Genomic DNA, 17,144 nt, shown 5'->3' with positions numbered 1-17,144 from the left:
AGGACTAGAATGAAAAAGAAAATTGCTTTGTTGAGCCTGTTTATGGCTCTTTTTTTATTGCCAACACAATCATTTGCGTATACGGTCAACCATGAATTTAACTTAGGGCCAGGCGAAGGAAGTTCGCAGCTTGCGCAGAATCGTTACATTATCGTTCATGATACTGCTAATCCAAACGCAAGTGGTCGCAATGAAGCCACTTATATGAAGCGCAACTGGCGAAACGCTTACACCAGTCATATTGTGGGTGACGGCATCGTTTATCAAGTAGGTGAGCCAGGTTATGTTTCCTACGGCGCTTTAAACGCAAATCCGTATGCGCCAGCGCAAATTGAGTTACAAGCGACGCCAGACAAAGTATTGTTTGCGAAAAACTACGCAGTCTATATCGAGTTGATTCGTGATTTATGTAATCAATTCGGGATTCCCAAAACATTAGATGCGGTTTATGGTACTAATGGAGCGAAGTCACATTTATGGGTGACGAATAATTTTGGCGGCGATCATACTGATCCGTACGGCTATTTGGCTTCAATGGGGATCAGCAAAGCTCAATTCGCTAATGATATTGTGAACGGGTTGAACGGTCAGCCGAACAAGCCTACGCCGCCAGATAACGGTAATGTAGACAAAGAAGTGAAGTATGTTCGCATCAAAGAATCAGCTCGAGCTTATGGTCGTTCGAGTCAAGGCCGTTTGATTCCAAGCGGGGCACGCAATATGGCATTTACTGTCATTAAGCGTGTACCTGTTGCTTATGACAATCGTGTTAAGTATGAGTATCTTGTAGAGTATCATGGAAAACGTGAATGGGTCATCTCGACTGATGTCACTGCTGTAAATGCTTTTGATCCGCAAGTGGTCGAAGTCGCTAAGCACAGCACTAACTTTAGTCCAAGTTCACATCATCGAGCTACGCCAGCAAAAATTAAAGGACAACGTTTCACCGTTCAAAAAGTAAATCAACTTATTTTTGGTGGTAAACTCCAAAACGAGTATCTGATTAAATATCATTCGAACAAACCGGCGGAATGGTTGCTAGAACAAGATGCCGTAGCGAAATAATTAAAACAGCCCTCTGCAATCAATTAAGCAGGGGGCTTATTTTTTTGTCTCCATTTTCGATTGTTCAGCGCTGATTTTCTATCGATCAGCAAGATCATCGACAGTGATATTTTTTAACCACGGGATTATTTCATCGGGATTTTCTCCAAATTCAACTTTTTCGTCTTTAACTTGTCTGCTGATTTGATCTTTTTTTAAAACAGCGTGTTTAAAAGTTTGCAATGCAGATTCTTTACTAGACCAGCCGAAAACATAGCGTTTCAAAAGCTTTTTGGCTTCATCTGCATTTTTAGCAGATCCAACAATGTTTATCCATTGACTTTTACTAACGCTGACTACTTGAATAGAAGTCGCGTACTTCACGAGTAACTCTGCTTTTCCCAGAGCCATATTTTCGATTTTACTTTTTCCGGTTCGATAATTATCAATGAGTTGAGTAGACAAACCAGTATCCTTTGCAATTTTGTAGCTTGTCAATTTACTGTTAAATAATTTAGCAATCGTTTCCATGTACGTTTTTTCCATTTTAAATTCCTCCTAATTTTATGCAGCTGTACGAGAGTATAAGCTAACTGCTTTAATTGCTTTTTGCCAAACGGATAAACCGAATGATTCTTTGTCGATGTTTAACATATCGTTGTATTTAGCTTCGTCAGTCAAGTCAGATTTTACGTTTAACTTTCTTTCAGCCCAGTTCCACGCTTTCAATTCTTCAGAAGAAGCAACAGCTTTAACAAAATCTTCTTCTTCTTCTGCATATTCTTTAGCTTTAGCCCAAGCGGCTTTTAAGCAAACGCCAAAAGTTTTTTCGTTGTCTTCATAAGAAACCCATTCGATATCAGCTAATACTACGTCTTCGTTTTTGAACCAGCTCCAAGCTTGCGTCATAATTTCAGATTTGTTAAACATTGTTGTTTCCTCCTTTTGTTTATCTCTTATCTATATACATAGTATACAATATACTTTGTATACTGTCAATGGAAAACTACAATAAACTTTGTATAAATTGAAAGTTTTTTAGAAGGGGAGGGCAAAATAAAAAAGCCCGAATGATCAGGGTTAAATAGAAGGTACGCAGGTTAGGATTTATGTGAAAAAGGGGCAAAAAAGGGGCAAATGTTTGCCAATGTTGTCAAATAATCAGTAATAAAGCGTTGCGTAAATGTCGGAAAAACATTGATATGACAACAATTAGCAACATTTGTTTAGCAGTAATCCAACTAAGTAGGATCCGGCATGTGTCTGATTTAAATAGCATGGACCAACAGGCGAGGGCCTGTTTTTTTGTGTCTGCAGTATCAAAAAAAATTCATTAAAATCTGGCTATGAAGCAATGGTGGGTCTAACATCATTGCTTCAATTTTTTTTAATAAAAATTTGGATAATATTAATAAAAGGGTTTACATTGTTTTTGCTATTAGTTATATTATATATATACACAAGTGATTTATCAGGATGGTAATTGCTTTTAGCAAGCTAAACCTGTTTATAAGTGGAGCATATTTTTGTTATGCTTTATTTGTAAACAGGTTTTTTTAATGGAGGGGAAACATGGTCATTGAAAAAGTACTGAACAATAATGCAGTCTTGGCGCTAGATGAGTCCGGTGAACAGATCATTGTTTGCGGTCGGGGCATTGCGTATAAGAAACGCCCTGGCGAAAGTGTCCTTCAGAGCGCAGAAAATCAAGTTTATACGTTGAAAAATGGCAAGCTCGACGTTCGGCTACAGCAACTCTTGTCAGAAATTCCTTTAGAAGTTTTGCAGCTGGCTGAGGAAATCGTCACGTATGGGAATGATTTATTGGGAAAACGATTAAGCGGAAGTATGGCGATCTCGTTGGCAGATCATCTTCATACCACTCTGCAGCGCCATGGTGAGGGAATCCATTTAACGAATGTCATGTTATGGGACATTCGCCGTTTTTATCCGCAGGAATTTTCTGTGGGCTTAAAAGCGTTAGCGCTGATCAAGCGAACTTTCGGGGTGGAACTGCCTGAAGATGAAGCCGGCTTTATCGCGATTCATTTTGTGAATGCCCGAATGGGAAATAATTTAAAGGAAACGATTGAAGTAACCAAATTGATGCAAGACCTCACAAATATCGTGAAATACCATTTTAATTTGGAATTTGATAAAGAGGATGTCTACTATAATCGGTTCATTACCCATCTGAAATTTTTCTCGCAGCGGGTCTTACAAGGAGAGCTGTATCATGAGGAAGATGACGGATTGAGTCAGTTGATTCAGCACAAGTATCCGGGAGCCGCCGGTTGTATTAAGCGAATCGAAGGGCTGATTGAAAGTAAGTATGCCTATCCCTTAAGCGAACAGGAAAAATCGTATTTGATCATTCATGTTCAGCGGTTAGTTTATAAAACCAAAACAGCAGTCAGGTAATTAAGTACAGGCCTTCAAGAAGGAGGACAGTAAAAACAGCGGCTTGTGTGAATAAATGGATGGTAACATTAAGTTGGCCAAACCTTCTTATATTATGAAATGGAAGGTGAAAAATAAAATGGGAAAATATGAAGCTTTAGCAAAAAAAATTGTTGAAAATGTCGGAGGAAAAGAAAATATCGGGGACTTAACCCACTGTGTCACCCGGTTGCGTTTTAAGCTCCACGATGAAAGTAAAGCCAATGACGAAGCCATTAAACAAATGGATGATGTCGTGACGTTAATGAAAAGTGGCGGACAATATCAAGTCGTGATCGGTAATCATGTGCCGGAAGTCTATGAAGATGTCTGCGCCTTGATCGGCACGCTTAATCCAGCAGATGCGCCGAAGCAGAAACAGAGTTTTGGCAATATGGTCGTCGATTTTATCTCAGCGATGATGGGTCCGGTATTGGCGGTCTTGATCGGTAGCGGAATGATTAAGGGAATCTTAGCCTTGTGTGCCTTCACTGGAATCATTAGCATGGAAAGTGGCTTGTACACATTATTGAACGCAACTGGGGACGCGATGTTTTATTTCTTCCCAGTCTTCCTAGGCTATACATCGGCGAAAAAATTAAAGATTGATCCTTTTGTCGGTGCGGTAATCGGAGCGCTCTTGATGTATCCCTCATTACAAGGGACCGATTTGGATATTTTAGGCCACACGATCAATGTCAGCTATTCCAGCACGGTGATGCCGGTGGTGTTCACGACGATTTTTGCGTCATTGATCTATAAACCGTTAATGAAGATCATTCCAGATGTCGTTAAAACCTTTATGGTACCGATGCTTACGATTGTCATTGCGGCACCGTTGGGCTTTGTCTTGATTGGCCCAGCAATGAATGCGCTCTCTAATTTGTTAGTCGGCGGCGTAATGGCGGTTTATTCTTTCAGCCCGATCTTAGCCGGTTTCTTAATGGGCAGTCTGTGGCAAGTGATCGTGGTCTTTGGCTTACACATGGGCTTTGTCGCGGTTGGAATCGTTCAGCTGGCTTCTGGTCAGGCGACACCTATTTTTGCGTTGGCGACGGGTGCAGGTTATGCTCAAACGGCTGTGGTTATGGCGATCTGGATGAAGACGAAAAATAAAAAATTAAAAGACTTGGCATTACCTGCTTGGATCTCAGGCTGGTTTGGTGTGACGGAGCCGGCGATTTACGGGGTGACGCTACCGAGAATCAAATATTTTGTAGCCGCGTGTATTTTCGCCGGCTTTGCTGGCTCCTTCATGGGAATGCAGGGCATGTTGGTGCATCAAATGGCAGGGCTAGGTATCTTTGGAATTCCTGGCTACTTCAACGAAGCGATGCCGGTTTCTACCACGCTGATTAATTTTGCCATCGCTTTAGCGATCTCAATGATCCCGACCTTCTTATTCACTTACTTTACCTATCAAGATGAAGCTGAAACGGTTGAAAATACCGAAGCTGCGCGTACGTCATTGACGGATACGGTGGTGGCACCGATCAGAGGGAAAGTAATGCCTTTATCATCAATTAAAGACGAAGCCTTTTCTTTAGGAACGTTAGGCAAAGGGATCGTGATCTTGCCAGAAGAAGGCAAAGTGTATTCGCCAGTCGATGGTGTTGTAACAATGGTCTTTCCTTCTCTCCATGCGGTCGGGATTACTGCCGACAATGGCTTACAAATTTTGATCCATGTAGGCATGGATACCGTTCAACTAGATGGTGAAGGTTTTACAGCCCATGTTGTCAAAGATCAAAAGGTAACGAAGGGTCAATCATTATTAGATTTTGATATTGATTTAATTACTAGCCGCGGATACTCTGTGGAAACACCAGTGGTAATCACCAACAGTCATGATATTTTAGACGTGATCGAAACAAACAATCAACAAGTCGCAGTGGCAGATGATCTGCTGACCGCGGTATTCTAATTCGGTTTATTGAGAGAGGACGAAAAATATGACATTTCCAACTAATTTTTTATGGGGCGGCGCGACGGCGGCCAATCAATGTGAAGGAGCCTGGGACCTTGACGGTAAGGGAGCTAGTATCCCCGATCATATGATGGGAGGCAGCTTGCACAAACAAAGAGAATTTACTAAAGAAATCGATCTTGATAAATATTATCCAAGTCATAGCGGCATCGACTTTTACCATCATTACAAAGAAGATATCGCGCTGTTCGCGGAAATGGGCTTCAAAGTCTTCCGTTTAAGTATTGCTTGGTCACGGATTTTTCCAAATGGTGATGACGCGGAGCCGAATGAAGCGGGCTTGGCTTTTTACGATCGTGTTTTTGATGAGTGTGCCAAACACGGCATCGAGCCATTAGTGACCATTAGCCATTTTGAATTGCCGTATCATCTCGGTGAAAAGTACAATGGCTTTGCGGATCGTCGCACGATTGATTTTTATGTGAATTTTGCGGAGACGATTTTCAACCGTTACAAAAACAAAGTCAAATATTGGCTGACCTTCAATGAGATCAACTTTGGAACGTTACCGTTTGGCGGCCGGTCGCTTTTAGGGATCATTGATGGCAAAGATGACGAGCAACGCCGTTATCAAGCATTGCATAATATGTTTGTAGCCAGCGCTCGGACGGTGAAATTGGGGCATCAGATCAATCCGGACTTTCAGATTGGCTGTATGCTGGCGTATATCACGATGTATCCATTGACTTGTGCTCCGGCAGATGTCTTAGCTTGTCAGCAAATGAATCAAAAATTGAATTGGTTCTGCGGCGATGTTCACGTGAAGGGCGAATACCCGTTTTACATGGAAAACTATTTTACCCAGCACGGCATTACGTTAGAACGCTCGCCAGAAGATCTAAAAGAAATTAAAGAGGGCACGGTTGATTTTTATACCTTCTCGTATTACATGACGACGTGTATCGCCGCGGAAGCAGAAAATGGCGACCGCACCGGCGGAAATCTATTTGGCGGTATGAAAAATCCTTATTTAGCAACTAGCGAATGGGGCTGGCAGATCGATCCAGTAGGATTGCGTTATACCTTGAATCAATTATACGATCGCTATCAGATTCCATTGATGGTGGTGGAAAATGGCTTAGGCGCGGTTGATGAAGTGGAAGCAGACGGGGCGATCCATGACGAGTATCGGATTGACTACTTGCGTCAACACGTTCAGGAAATGGATAAGGCGTTGGAGGACGGTGTTGATTTAATCGGCTACACGTCCTGGGGCTGTATCGATTTAGTTTCCGGCGGAACAGGGGAAATGGCGAAACGCTACGGCTTCATCTATGTCGATAAAGATGATGTAGGTGCCGGCAGCTTGAAGCGTAGTAAAAAGGATAGCTTTGATTGGTACAAACAAGTCATTGCCACCAATGGTGAGAACTTAGCTAGTCGTAAAGAAGTTCTTCAATCGGTAGAGTAAGCAAAATGAAACAAAGAAAGAGCAGGGCGTCCCTGTCTTTCTTTGTTTTTTTCAATTTATATCAATCAATTGAAGCCGCTTGCGATTAGGAGTAAACTGAATGTATTCTATTTCGGAGGTGGCAGGATGAAGGAAAAACAAGCATTTCATATAAACGGCTATATCGGTTTAGTGGGGCTGCTCGCACTTCTTTTAGCAGGGACGGGGCTGATTTTAAGCGGGAGTCACACATGGAACACCGCGTTTTTTGTTCTAGGGATTGTTTTATGGGTGATTGCGCTGTTGTTTTTAAGCTCATTGACGATCGTAGCACCAAATAAAGCGATGGCAGTGCTGTTTTTTGGAAAGTATTTAGGAACCATCAAATCAAACGGCTTATTTATCACGACACCGCTGACACGAAAAATTCCGATTTCATTGAAGGTTCGCAATTTCAACAGCTCTTTGTTGAAGGTCAACGATTCGGATGGAAATCCGATTGAAATCTCCGCCGTCATCGTTTATCGAGTGGTGGATACGGCGAAGGCGATGTTCGATGTGGATTATTATTTGGATTTTGTCGAGATCCAAAGTGAGACGGCGATTCGGCACATCGCAACACAATATCCTTATGATACTTTTAACGACGATGATTTGACCTTGCGGGGGAATACCACCGAGGTTTCGGAAGAGTTAGCCAAAGAACTGCAAGAACGCTTGGCAATGGCAGGTGTGGAAGTGATTGAGACACGGCTGAATCATTTGGCCTATGCGACAGAGATTGCAAACGCGATGTTGCAACGGCAACAGGCGAAGGCGATCTTATCTGCGCGGCAGACCATTGTTGAAGGGGCAGTTACCATGACGCAAATGGCCTTGGAACAAATCGAAAATGGGCAAGAAATTCATTTTACCGATGATCGCAAAGTCCAACTGATCAATAATTTATTGGTTTCTATCATTACCGACAAAGGAACCCAACCAGTTATCAATACTGGCGATCTGTCAGATAAGTAGGAGGAAGCCTGATGAAAAAATTATATATCAAGCAAAAAGTCTTTAGTATCGGTGAAAAATATACGGTGATGGATGAGAATCAGGAGCCCCGTTATTACGTGAAGGGAAGTTTTTTAAAGATTCCTAAGACCTTCACAATTGAGGATGAACAAGGTCGTGAGATCAGTAAGATTACGAAGAAAGTCATCAGTCTACTACCGAAATTCTTTGTTGAGATGAACGGGAAAGAAGCCATTGAGATCAGTAAGCATCTGTCTTTCTTAAAGGCTAAATACTCAATTTCGGCTGAAGGATTAACCGTTGACGGCAACTGGTGGGACATGGATTTTGAAGTTTCGCAGCATGGACAGAAAGTAGCGGAAATCAATAAACGCTGGATCTCTTGGGGGGATACTTATGAGATCTCGATTTTTAACGAAGCGCTGGAAGAGCTGATTATTTCATTAGTGATCGCGATTGATTGTGTCAAAGCCGATGAAGCAGCGTCATCTTCCTCTTCAAGTTAAAACAAGACCGCAGTTGCGTAAGCAGCCGCGGTCTTGTTGTTTTATACAAGCCTTTAGTGGTATGTAAAAAACGAGTGTTTTGATTAAGGAAGCGATCCGATTAAAAAAGCGTCATCTCTTTCATCGTGGGGCTTTCAATTGTGAGTAATTGTTCTTTGATCTGTAGTCCGGCTTCGCTAGAGCCAGAGTACCCTACTAGCTTACCGCTTTTTCCAATGACCCGATGGCAAGGAACAAGGATCGGCAACGGGTTGTTGCGGTTGGCTTGTCCAATGGCACGGACGGCTTTCGGTCGCTGGATTTTTTCGGCGACCGCTTGATAACTGCAAGTCTCGCCATACGGAATCTCGGTTAGGGCCTGCCAAACCTCTTGTTGGAAGGGAGTGCCGGATTCAAACTGATAGGGAAGATCAAAGGTTGTACGCTTACCAGCAAAATATTCTTCTAACTGACTTTGGGTCAGTGCTAGGATTGTTTGGTTCGCCAAAGGATTTTCAATGAGTGGCGTATAAGAAACGCGAGTTAGAGCCTCCGAATTGGCGTCTAGCCAAATCGTTCCAAGAATAGATTCAAATTGCATTGTTTCACCTGCTTTCTTTCAAAATAAAAATGGATGTATTAAGTTTAGTTTTTTCAGGATTGCTGGCGAAGGTGTTCCTTCAGCCTTTTTTCAGCTATATGTTACTATAGATGCAACTAGAAGAGTTGAAAAGAGGTAGAATAATGGAAAAAATTATTCTTTTACATACCAACGATCTCCATTCCCATTTGGAAAATTGGCCGAAGATTCGGCGTTTTCTTTTGAACCGTAAACAAGAGGAAGCAGCTGAGAAAAAAATCATTACCGTGGATTTGGGGGATTTTGTGGATCGTTGGCATCCACTGACCGAAGCAACCAATGGGCAAGCCAATGTAGAACTAATGAATCAAATCAATTATGACGCGGCGACGATCGGCAACAATGAAGGTGTCGGCAATTCTAAAGCGGAGTTGAATCAGTTGTATGATCAAGCGAACTTTGATGTTTTGTTAGACAATTTATTCGATAAAAAGACGCTTCAGCCTCCCGCTTGGTCGCAAACATGCAAGGTCATTACGACTGAGCAAGGAACGAAGGTCGGCTTACTAGCGTTTACTGCGCCATTTCCATTGACGTATAGTCCTAACGGCTGGGATATCCGTCAAGTAATGGACATTTTACCGGACTTGGTGGCGGACATTCGGCCCAAAGTCGATGTGCTCGTTCTAATGAGTCATTTAGGGATCAGTGCCGATCGCCGGATCGCTCGCGAACTTCCCACCATCGATGTGATTCTGGGTTCCCATACTCATCATTTATTTGAGCATGGGGAAATGGTCAACGGCGTTCAATTGGCGGCGGCTGGAAAATATGGCTATTATGTTGGCGAAGTTCACGTGACTGTTGATGACGAGCGTCGCATCCAAAAAACGTCGGCCCGTACCTTTGCCACCGAAAAAATGTTGGAATTGCCGGAGGATCAAGAGGAGATTGCAAGCTATCTGGCAACTGGACACAAGTTACTGACGGCTAAGACAGTCGCAGAGGTTCCTTTTTCGATGTCAACTGATATTCACGATGAGCACCCGATGATTGACTACGCATTGGCAGCGGTGAAGGAAGCGGCCGAAACTGATGTTGCGATTTTAAATTCAGGCTTATTTTTAACCGATATTCCAGCGGGGATTGTTAATCAAGATCAGTTGCACACCGCTTTGCCGCACCCCATGCATTTGATCAAAGTCACGTTAGATGGGAATAATTTGATTCGCTTGATTTTAGAAATGGAAAAAAATCGTCATTTTTTGATTAATTTTCCTGTGATGGGGATGGGCTTTCGCGGTAAAGTCTTTGGTCATTTGGTTTATGATGGAATCGAATACGACGCGATCAATCATCAAGTTCGCTGGCTGGGAGAATTGGTAGATCCGGAGTCGGAATATACGTTGGCAACGGTGGATCATTATATGTTTGTGCCGTTTTTCCCGACGATCGAGATCGCTGGGCGCTATGAGTTTTTGTTCCCGGCTTTTATCCGCAGTGTTTTGGGAGACTATCTCCACACTCACTACCCAACCAAATAAAAACAAGGTATAATAACAATCAGGTGGTGAAACGATGACAAAAGAAAAACGCGACAAAAAAGAAAATACGAAAACGGCTGAAAAATCAGTTACACAAGAACTGACAGAAGTCTTAGATGAAATCGTTGAGACGCCCGCTGAAGAAAAGAAAAAAGGCGAGTCCGTCGTTTTTGTAGATGAGAGCAACCTTTTAATTGGCGAACGCCAATATCGCTTAGTTAGAAATTATCGTGAAGGCTTTGATGCCGATCGTTTAGGTGAACGCTTTAGTGAGGTCTTAACGCGTTATGATTATATTGTTGGTGATTGGGGCTATGACCAATTACGGTTGAAGGGTTTTTTTAACGAGGACAATCGTAAAAGTCTGCCAGAACAACGCATCGACACGTTAGAAGATTATCTCTATGAGTATTGCAATTTCGGCTGTGCTTATTTTGTGTTGGAACGAACTGGCGGGAAACGCCAGCAACCCCGTAAAAAGCGCAAGCGCAAACGGAAAGACAAGCCGCAAGCATTTGTAGAGGAAAAGAAGGCGCCGGTAGCTGAGAAGCAGCGAAAGAAACCTGTGATCAAAAACCGTCAGCCGAAAAAAGAAACACCAACCAAGACAAAAGAAAAAGACGAACGCTTCGTGATTCGTCAAAGAGAAGAGTAGTGGGATGTACAAAGGATATTTGATCGATTTAGATGGAACGATTTATCGTGGCAGTGAACCGATTCCTGCGGGACGTCGCTTTGTTGAACAATTACAGGCGCGTCAGATTCCATTTATATTTTTAACCAACAATACAACGAAGACGCCGGCGACTGTGGCGGCTCGCTTAGAAAATGAATTTTCGATCCATGTCAGTCCAGAAACCGTTTATACGGCGACATTGGCGACGACTGATTACATGGATGCACTGGCTAAAGGCAAAAAAGTATTCGTAATTGGTGAGCCAGGACTGATTGATCCGATCTTAGCTGCGGGTTACGTTTGGGAAGAAGAGAACCCTGATTATGTGGTAGTAGGCTTGGATACGCAAGTGACCTACGAGAAATTTGTGACGGCAACCTTGGCGATTCAAAAAGGCGCGACCTTCATCGGCACGAATCCCGACAAAAATATTCCAACCGAACGGGGGTTGCTACCAGGAGCTGGTTCGGTGATTGCCTTGGTTGAAGCGGCAACGCAGCAAAAGGCGATCTACATTGGTAAGCCAGAAGCGATCATTATGGATAAAGCCGTGGAAATTCTAGGTCTGAAAAAATCAGAGGTGATTATGGTAGGGGACAATTACACGACGGATATTATGGCAGGAATCAATAATCAAATCGATTCGCTGCTGGTCTTGTCGGGCTTTACTCAAAAAGCAGAAGTTCCAACACTGCCAATTGCGCCGACCTACGTAGTGGATTCATTAGATGAATGGGGCTTCGATGAATAAGAAGTGGTTGGAAGTTCTCGGACTGATTTGTTTATTCGTGACCTTGCTGACATTAGCCATCACCCTGACGATCAATGCTCGTTGGCTTTACCAATGGGACATTGGTCATTTGAATTTATTGGATATGACCATTCTATCAGAAAAGGAATTGCTGCATAATTTCGATCAGCTGATGCGTTATTTGAACACACCTTGGGTCACGGAATTAAAAATGACGGATTTCCCCGTGTCAACTAGTGGTGCCTTGCATTTTTATGAAGTGAAGAAGCTCTTTTTACTGAATTATGGTTTGTTGATCGTGACCATTGGCCCCAGCATTTGGTATCTACGTCGGTTGGTGAAGCAGCACCGCTTATGGGAGTTGATCCAACCGTTTCGGATCGCGGTAGTTGTTCCGATCGTGGTGGCCTTTTTGATGGCAGTAAACTTTGACCGCTTTTTTATCATGTTTCATGGTGTCTTTTTCAATAATGACGCATGGATTTTTAATCCTGCGACTGACCCGATCATCAATGTCTTACCGGAGACTTTTTTCCTCCATTGCTTTATTCTGTTTTTCATTTTATTAGAAATATTTTTGCTTTTACCGGTTATTATTGGCAAAAGAGCATTAAAAAAAGAGCGTTAAGCTCTTTTTTTAATGCTCTTTAATGTACGATCGAATCTAATTTCCGAGGATGTTCATGAGCCAAACGACTAGCGGCAGATGCCGCAATCGCACCTACAAGATCATCTAAAAAAGTATGGACATGGACACCGTCGTGAGCGTTTAATTTTTCTAAGATCCCGGGCTTAACCTTGTCAATATAGCCATAATTGGTAAAGCCGATAGAGCCGTAGACATTTACGATGGAAAGGGCCATGATCTCGTCGATCCCATACAGACCTTCATCCTCTTCCAAAATATCTTGTAAAGGCGAGTCCAGTTTTTTTTCTTCCGCTAATTTATCCAGTTGGATACCAGTAATAATCGCGTTGTGAACTTCTCTTTTGGTCAATACACGATTGACACTGTGAATACATAATTCGATATCCAATTTATCAATATAATCCTTTTGTAAAAAGTACACCAAATCAGCGATGTCGCGAATCGTCACGCCACGCTCTTCCAATAGTTCCCGCGCCTTTTGCTCCAGCGCTGTCGTTTCAAAAACCATAAGCTGCCTCCTTTTTCGTATTAAAGTATTTATTTCTCCGAGTTCAGGAAAAATAAATTTGATTCTCAAGCCGTATAGTTTTTTGTATCGGAACACTCTAAAAATGATTGGATCAGCCTTGATTCTGTGGAAAGAGACTTGAGCTATGACCTGGCTGTGTCCGGTTTTTAGGGTCGATATAATGCAAGGCATTGTTAACAGCCGTAGGAGCTTCGCCCATACCAGTCGCAATCAATTTTACTTTTCCATCATAAGTAGTGATGTCCCCGCAAGCGTAAACGCCAGGAATCGAGGTTCGCATATCTGACTCAACTAAGATTGCTTGCCGGGTACTTTCTAAGCCCCAAGATTTTAAATGATCCAAAGAGGAAGAGAAACCATAATTGACGATCAAGTAATCGATGTTTAAGTTAATTGTCTCATCACTTTTCGCTTTTTGTAAAGTCAGATCCTCCAAATTTTGTTCCCCATGTAGTTCTTTTAAAATATACGGTGTGTAAATATTCACCGAGGACTCTTTTAATTGCTGGACGCTGTGTTCGTGACCACGGAAATTATCCCGCCGATGAATGATGGAGACCTCTGCTGCAATCGGTTCTAGCATCAATGCCCAGTCAATCGCTGAATCGCCGCCGCCGGCAATCGCAACTTTTTTTCCGGCATATTTCATCAAGTCGGTAATGTAGTAGTCGATACCGTGATCTTCGTAAGCTTCAGCGCCGTCGATCATTAATTTTCGTGGTTGGAAAGAACCATTACCAATCGCTAATACTACAGCTTTCGTGTAGTGGCTATCTTTTGTGGTAACCAATTCTAAATAGTCCTCGTGTTGTTTTAATTCCAAGACTTCCTCGTCTAAACAATAAGTGTGAGCAAAAGTCCGTAATTGTTTTTCTAAGTTGCCAACTAAATCCGCGGCTTTGACTAATGGAAAGCCGGGGATGTCGTAGATATTTTTTTCAGGATAAAGGGTCGTCAATTGGCCGCCAAGTTGCGGCAAACTATCGATTAATTTAGTTTTTGCTTGACGAATCCCAGCATAAAAAGCAGCAAACATTCCGATTGGCCCTGCGCCAACGATTGTAATATCATAAATTTCCATGTCAACACCCTTTCTTTCCGATCAATTGTAACAAATAAATCAAAGAGAAAGAACCGCTTAGTTTCAAGAGGTGGCAAATCAAGAAAAGTTTGTTATGATAGATACAGCAAAAATAAAGGAGGACATTGAAGTGACTCAATTTCCACAATTAAACTTAGCAGAAGAAAAAGGTCCGAAAGCGACGATTAAAACAAATATGGGGGATATCAAAGTTCAATTATTCCCAGAAGAAGCACCAAAAACGGTGAAAAACTTCGTTGAGTTAGCCAAAAAAGGCTATTATGACGGCGTGATTTTCCACCGCGTAATTCCTGATTTCATGATTCAAGGCGGAGACCCAACCGGTACAGGTATGGGAGGGGAAAGTATTTACGGTGAAAAATTCGAAGATGAATTCTCGCGCAACTTATTTAACTTACGCGGTGCCTTATCAATGGCCAATGCTGGTCCAAATACAAACGGCAGCCAATTCTTTATTGTAAACAATCAAAATGTGCCAGCCAACATGATGACTCAATTAGAAGAAGCGGGCTTCCCGGGTGAAATCGTTGAAACATACAAACAAGGTGGGACACCTTGGTTAGATTTTCGTCATACAGTCTTCGGACACGTAGTAGAAGGTATGGATGTAGTCGATAATATTGGTGCTGCTAAACGCGGGCCACAAGATAAACCAGTCAATGATATTGTGATTGAATCAATCGAAATTACTGAATAAAAAATACGGCCAGTTGGCCGTATTTTTTTAATTTAAGGCGGTAACGATGCGTTGCAGTCCTTCTTCAAGCGTTTTTCGCGGACAAGCGACATTCAAACGCATATGCTGTTTGCCACTAGGACCGTAGCTTACTCCCGTGTTTAGCACGACTTTGCCTTTATGAACCAATAAATTCTCCAATTCCTCATCAGAAAAACCGTAGTCAGAAAAATCCACCCACAATAGATAGGTTCCTTCTGGTTTCATGATTGCTGCTTTGGGCAAATGATTTTGGAAAAAGTCCAGCGTATAAGCAACATTGCCTTGAAGATAGTCTAATAGTTCTTTCAACCAAGTATCTCCTGTTCGATAAGCGGCTTCCATTCCCGCTAAACCAAAGGTATTGATTTCTTGTTGGAAGTTTTCTTCTTGCTTGCGAGTCAATTGTTTTTTCAACCGCTCGTTTTTTACGAAGACGATGGAATTTTTGATTCCAGCCAAATTGAACGTCTTAGTCATGGAAGTAAATTGAACACTAAAGTCGCTGAAAGAATCCCCCGCAGCAAAAAAAGAAGTCATCTCATGAGGCGCAAACACCAAATCTTGATGAATCTCATCGCTCAAGACGAGGACACCGTATTTTTTACAAAGCTCGCCTAGTTGGTTTAACTCATTTTTAGTCCAAACGCGTCCGCCAGGATTGTGAGGATTGCATAAAATCATCAGCTTGATCTTTTCATGTTTAAATTTTTCCTCGATGTCAGCAAGGTCCATTATGAAATGGCCGTCTTCTTCAATTAAACGACTACGAATCAATTTGCGTCGGTTCGTTGTGATGATATTGGCAAATGGCGGATAAACGGGATCATGGATCAAGATGGCATCGTTTGGTTCTGTCAACGCTTGAAGCGCGGTCGTGATCCCAGCTAACACACCAGAGAAAAACAGTATCTCACTTTTTTCAACAGTAAGTTGATGATGCCGCTGTTCCCAATCAATAATACTTTCGTACAAACTCTCCGGAGTATCTGCATAGCCGATCACTCCATGGTTTATGACGTCTTGATAGGCTTTTAAAACACCGTGTGGCGCTTTGAAATCCATATCGGCGATCCACAGAGGTAGGAGCTCCTCTTCATTATACGTTTTTAAAATCGTGTCCCACTTTATACTGTTGGTTCCAATCCGATTAATCGGTTCATTAAAATCAGTCAAATTCCTTCCCCCTTGTTGATTAACTTCTATTTATTCCCTAAATACAGTATAATGATTCTTGCGAAAAGAGGGAAATGAATGGGATATAAAATTGGAAATATTATTGAAGGTCGCGTGACTGGAATTCAACCTTATGGAGCGTTTATTTCATTGGACGATCAAACGCAAGGGTTGATTCACGTATCAGAAGTACAATCAGGTTATACGAAAAACATTCACAACTTTTTAGAAGTTGGGCAGAAGGTCAAGGTTCAGATCATCGATATCGATGAATATACCAAAAAAATTAGTCTTTCTTTACGGACCTTAACGGAGCATCCCGTGGAAACGGCCTATCATCGGAAACGTTACTTTACGAATCGAAATAAAAATATTGGTTTTCGTTCACTTGAAAAAAATATGCCGATTTGGATTAGCGAAGCAATTGATTATTTACTGAAAGAAAGCAATGAAAAATAATAAATGATTTTATGCAAAGAATTTCTTTTTTTCTGAAAGCGTGGTACAATGAGGTCGATTTATGAGTAGCTAATGTAGAGGTGAAAATTGTGACGAAACAAGTATCAGGAACAATCATGTTGCATTTAGAAGATGGATCGAAACGTTTTTTAGTTCACGAAACCGAAAGTAGTAAAGAATTTGCTCGCACTGATACCCAAACGGAAACAACTGTATTAGCCAGTTTTTTGAATTTTTTGAAAAGTAATTTACATATTGATGTCAATCGCATCCGCTTAGTAGAATTGACGAACACGCAATCAAACGGCGCCAACATGCCTCTCTATGTTTTTGAAATGACGAGCGAAGAAGCTACCGAATTGCCTAAAGATTTTGCTTGGGAGACACCGGATAGTGTCAGAGAAATACTCGGAACAATAGAAATAGAGGGCGTACCATTATTTGAATAATGATCAGCTAAAAAGAACTTATAAAATAAGTTCTTTTTTTTTTGAAAAAAATAGTTGACCTATATTAAATTAAGTGGTAAATTAAGTAACGTTGTCGAGGCAGTAAAGCCGAACAATGACTTTTGAAATTTAAATTAATTAAAAAAAGTTGT

18 protein-coding genes and 1 pseudogene are annotated in these 17,144 nt (G+C 41.8%); 13 read left to right on the top strand and 6 right to left on the bottom strand.

The genetic code is table 11. The features are described 5' to 3' along the window. Nucleotides 1–9: 9 nt before the first annotated feature. Nucleotides 10–579 (top strand): annotated as a pseudogene (locus RV00_RS16740) (N-acetylmuramoyl-L-alanine amidase); the annotation flags it as partial. 564 nt (nt 580–1,143) lie between these two features. Here the strand turns inward: RV00_RS16740 and RV00_RS16735 are convergent. Beyond that, nucleotides 1,144–1,590: a hypothetical protein gene (locus RV00_RS16735; protein WP_071863414.1), complete on the bottom strand. Its 447-nt coding sequence runs from the start codon at nt 1,588–1,590 to the stop codon at nt 1,144–1,146. Nucleotides 1,591–1,608: 18 nt separating this feature from the next. Continuing rightward, on the bottom strand, nt 1,609–1,974 hold the full coding sequence (gene acrIIA3 / locus RV00_RS15240) for an anti-CRISPR protein AcrIIA3 (protein WP_071863413.1): 366 nt from the start codon (nt 1,972–1,974) through the stop codon (nt 1,609–1,611). Nucleotides 1,975–2,616: 642 nt separating this feature from the next. Between acrIIA3 and licT the strand changes: the two genes are divergently transcribed. From licT to RV00_RS15215, 5 genes are all read left to right on the top strand, one after another. Further along, a complete protein-coding gene (gene licT, locus RV00_RS15235; protein WP_071863412.1) occupies nt 2,617–3,465 on the top strand; it encodes a BglG family transcription antiterminator LicT in 849 nt (282 codons plus the stop codon). Between the two features lie 118 nt (nt 3,466–3,583). Beyond that, nucleotides 3,584–5,407, top strand: a complete 1,824-nt coding sequence (locus tag RV00_RS15230; RefSeq protein ID WP_071863416.1) for a beta-glucoside-specific PTS transporter subunit IIABC — start codon at nt 3,584–3,586, stop codon at nt 5,405–5,407. A 28-nt stretch (nt 5,408–5,435) separates the two neighbouring features. Next, entirely contained in the window at nt 5,436–6,881 is a 1,446-nt protein-coding gene (locus tag RV00_RS15225; RefSeq protein ID WP_071863411.1) for a glycoside hydrolase family 1 protein, read from the top strand. 126 nt (nt 6,882–7,007) lie between these two features. Beyond that, nucleotides 7,008–7,877, top strand: coding sequence for an SPFH domain-containing protein (locus tag RV00_RS15220; RefSeq protein ID WP_071863410.1), 870 nt, complete (start codon nt 7,008–7,010; stop codon nt 7,875–7,877). A gap of 11 nt (nt 7,878–7,888) precedes the next feature. Then, the gene (locus RV00_RS15215) at nt 7,889–8,383 is read left to right on the top strand and encodes an LURP-one-related/scramblase family protein (RefSeq protein ID WP_071863409.1); all 495 of its coding nucleotides are present in this window, start codon (nt 7,889–7,891) and stop codon (nt 8,381–8,383) included. Nucleotides 8,384–8,483: 100 nt separating this feature from the next. Here RV00_RS15215 and RV00_RS15210 read toward each other — a convergent pair whose 3' ends face one another. After that, nucleotides 8,484–8,963 (bottom strand): methylated-DNA--[protein]-cysteine S-methyltransferase, encoded by a 480-nt coding sequence (locus RV00_RS15210; protein ID WP_071863408.1) that lies wholly within the window; start codon nt 8,961–8,963, stop codon nt 8,484–8,486. Nucleotides 8,964–9,106: 143 nt separating this feature from the next. Here RV00_RS15210 and RV00_RS15205 point away from each other — a divergent pair, with 143 nt between their 5' ends. From RV00_RS15205 to RV00_RS15190, 4 genes are read left to right on the top strand one after another with little or no spacing between them, the layout of a single operon-like run. Continuing rightward, a complete protein-coding gene (locus RV00_RS15205) occupies nt 9,107–10,486 on the top strand; it encodes a bifunctional metallophosphatase/5'-nucleotidase (RefSeq protein WP_071863407.1) in 1,380 nt (459 codons plus the stop codon). 34 nt (nt 10,487–10,520) lie between these two features. Next, complete coding sequence (locus RV00_RS15200) at nt 10,521–11,141, top strand: YutD family protein (RefSeq protein WP_071863406.1); 621 nt, start codon at nt 10,521–10,523, stop codon at nt 11,139–11,141. A 4-nt stretch (nt 11,142–11,145) separates the two neighbouring features. After that, nucleotides 11,146–11,913: a TIGR01457 family HAD-type hydrolase gene (locus RV00_RS15195; RefSeq protein ID WP_071863405.1), complete on the top strand. Its 768-nt coding sequence runs from the start codon at nt 11,146–11,148 to the stop codon at nt 11,911–11,913. Next, complete coding sequence (locus tag RV00_RS15190; protein ID WP_071863404.1) at nt 11,906–12,541, top strand: TIGR01906 family membrane protein; 636 nt, start codon at nt 11,906–11,908, stop codon at nt 12,539–12,541. The genes RV00_RS15195 and RV00_RS15190 overlap by 8 nt, the downstream gene beginning before the upstream one ends. A gap of 19 nt (nt 12,542–12,560) precedes the next feature. On the opposite strand, the gene RV00_RS15185 is transcribed toward RV00_RS15190, so the two are convergent. Together RV00_RS15185 and RV00_RS15180 are read right to left on the bottom strand one after the other, a co-directional pair. Continuing rightward, nucleotides 12,561–13,070, bottom strand: a complete 510-nt coding sequence (locus RV00_RS15185) for a phosphatidylglycerophosphatase A family protein (RefSeq protein WP_071863403.1) — start codon at nt 13,068–13,070, stop codon at nt 12,561–12,563. 112 nt (nt 13,071–13,182) lie between these two features. Then, a complete protein-coding gene (locus tag RV00_RS15180) occupies nt 13,183–14,172 on the bottom strand; it encodes an NAD(P)/FAD-dependent oxidoreductase (protein ID WP_071863402.1) in 990 nt (329 codons plus the stop codon). Between the two features lie 130 nt (nt 14,173–14,302). Here RV00_RS15180 and RV00_RS15175 point away from each other — a divergent pair, with 130 nt between their 5' ends. Next, nucleotides 14,303–14,890, top strand: coding sequence for a peptidylprolyl isomerase (locus tag RV00_RS15175; protein WP_071863401.1), 588 nt, complete (start codon nt 14,303–14,305; stop codon nt 14,888–14,890). A 27-nt stretch (nt 14,891–14,917) separates the two neighbouring features. Here RV00_RS15175 and RV00_RS15170 read toward each other — a convergent pair whose 3' ends face one another. Continuing rightward, a complete protein-coding gene (locus tag RV00_RS15170) occupies nt 14,918–16,084 on the bottom strand; it encodes a MalY/PatB family protein (protein WP_071863400.1) in 1,167 nt (388 codons plus the stop codon). A gap of 78 nt (nt 16,085–16,162) precedes the next feature. On the opposite strand from RV00_RS15170, the gene RV00_RS15165 reads away from it, so the two are divergent. After that, on the top strand, nt 16,163–16,543 hold the full coding sequence (locus tag RV00_RS15165) for a CvfD/Ygs/GSP13 family RNA-binding post-transcriptional regulator (RefSeq protein ID WP_071863399.1): 381 nt from the start codon (nt 16,163–16,165) through the stop codon (nt 16,541–16,543). An 86-nt stretch (nt 16,544–16,629) separates the two neighbouring features. Then, a complete protein-coding gene (locus RV00_RS15160) occupies nt 16,630–16,992 on the top strand; it encodes a hypothetical protein (RefSeq protein ID WP_211272404.1) in 363 nt (120 codons plus the stop codon). The last annotated feature ends 152 nt before the right edge of the window (nt 16,993–17,144 follow it).

The organism is Enterococcus devriesei (assembly GCF_001885905.1).
GTDB lineage: Bacteria > Bacillota > Bacilli > Lactobacillales > Enterococcaceae > Enterococcus_A > Enterococcus_A devriesei.
Note: the sequence above shows the minus strand (reverse complement) of the source record. Positions and strands in the feature narration are given on the sequence as shown.

Coding starts and splice junctions, on each gene's coding strand:
- RV00_RS16735 (WP_071863414.1), bottom strand. CDS start 1,590: ATGGAAAAAACGTACATGGAAACGATTGCTAAATTATTTAACAGTAAA.
- acrIIA3 (WP_071863413.1), bottom strand. CDS start 1,974: ATGTTTAACAAATCTGAAATTATGACGCAAGCTTGGAGCTGGTTCAAA.
- licT (WP_071863412.1), top strand. CDS start 2,617: ATGGTCATTGAAAAAGTACTGAACAATAATGCAGTCTTGGCGCTAGAT.
- RV00_RS15230 (WP_071863416.1), top strand. CDS start 3,584: ATGGGAAAATATGAAGCTTTAGCAAAAAAAATTGTTGAAAATGTCGGA.
- RV00_RS15225 (WP_071863411.1), top strand. CDS start 5,436: ATGACATTTCCAACTAATTTTTTATGGGGCGGCGCGACGGCGGCCAAT.
- RV00_RS15220 (WP_071863410.1), top strand. CDS start 7,008: ATGAAGGAAAAACAAGCATTTCATATAAACGGCTATATCGGTTTAGTG.
- RV00_RS15215 (WP_071863409.1), top strand. CDS start 7,889: ATGAAAAAATTATATATCAAGCAAAAAGTCTTTAGTATCGGTGAAAAA.
- RV00_RS15210 (WP_071863408.1), bottom strand. CDS start 8,963: ATGCAATTTGAATCTATTCTTGGAACGATTTGGCTAGACGCCAATTCG.
- RV00_RS15205 (WP_071863407.1), top strand. CDS start 9,107: ATGGAAAAAATTATTCTTTTACATACCAACGATCTCCATTCCCATTTG.
- RV00_RS15200 (WP_071863406.1), top strand. CDS start 10,521: ATGACAAAAGAAAAACGCGACAAAAAAGAAAATACGAAAACGGCTGAA.
- RV00_RS15195 (WP_071863405.1), top strand. CDS start 11,146: ATGTACAAAGGATATTTGATCGATTTAGATGGAACGATTTATCGTGGC.
- RV00_RS15190 (WP_071863404.1), top strand. CDS start 11,906: ATGAATAAGAAGTGGTTGGAAGTTCTCGGACTGATTTGTTTATTCGTG.
- RV00_RS15185 (WP_071863403.1), bottom strand. CDS start 13,070: ATGGTTTTTGAAACGACAGCGCTGGAGCAAAAGGCGCGGGAACTATTG.
- RV00_RS15180 (WP_071863402.1), bottom strand. CDS start 14,172: ATGGAAATTTATGATATTACAATCGTTGGCGCAGGGCCAATCGGAATG.
- RV00_RS15165 (WP_071863399.1), top strand. CDS start 16,163: ATGGGATATAAAATTGGAAATATTATTGAAGGTCGCGTGACTGGAATT.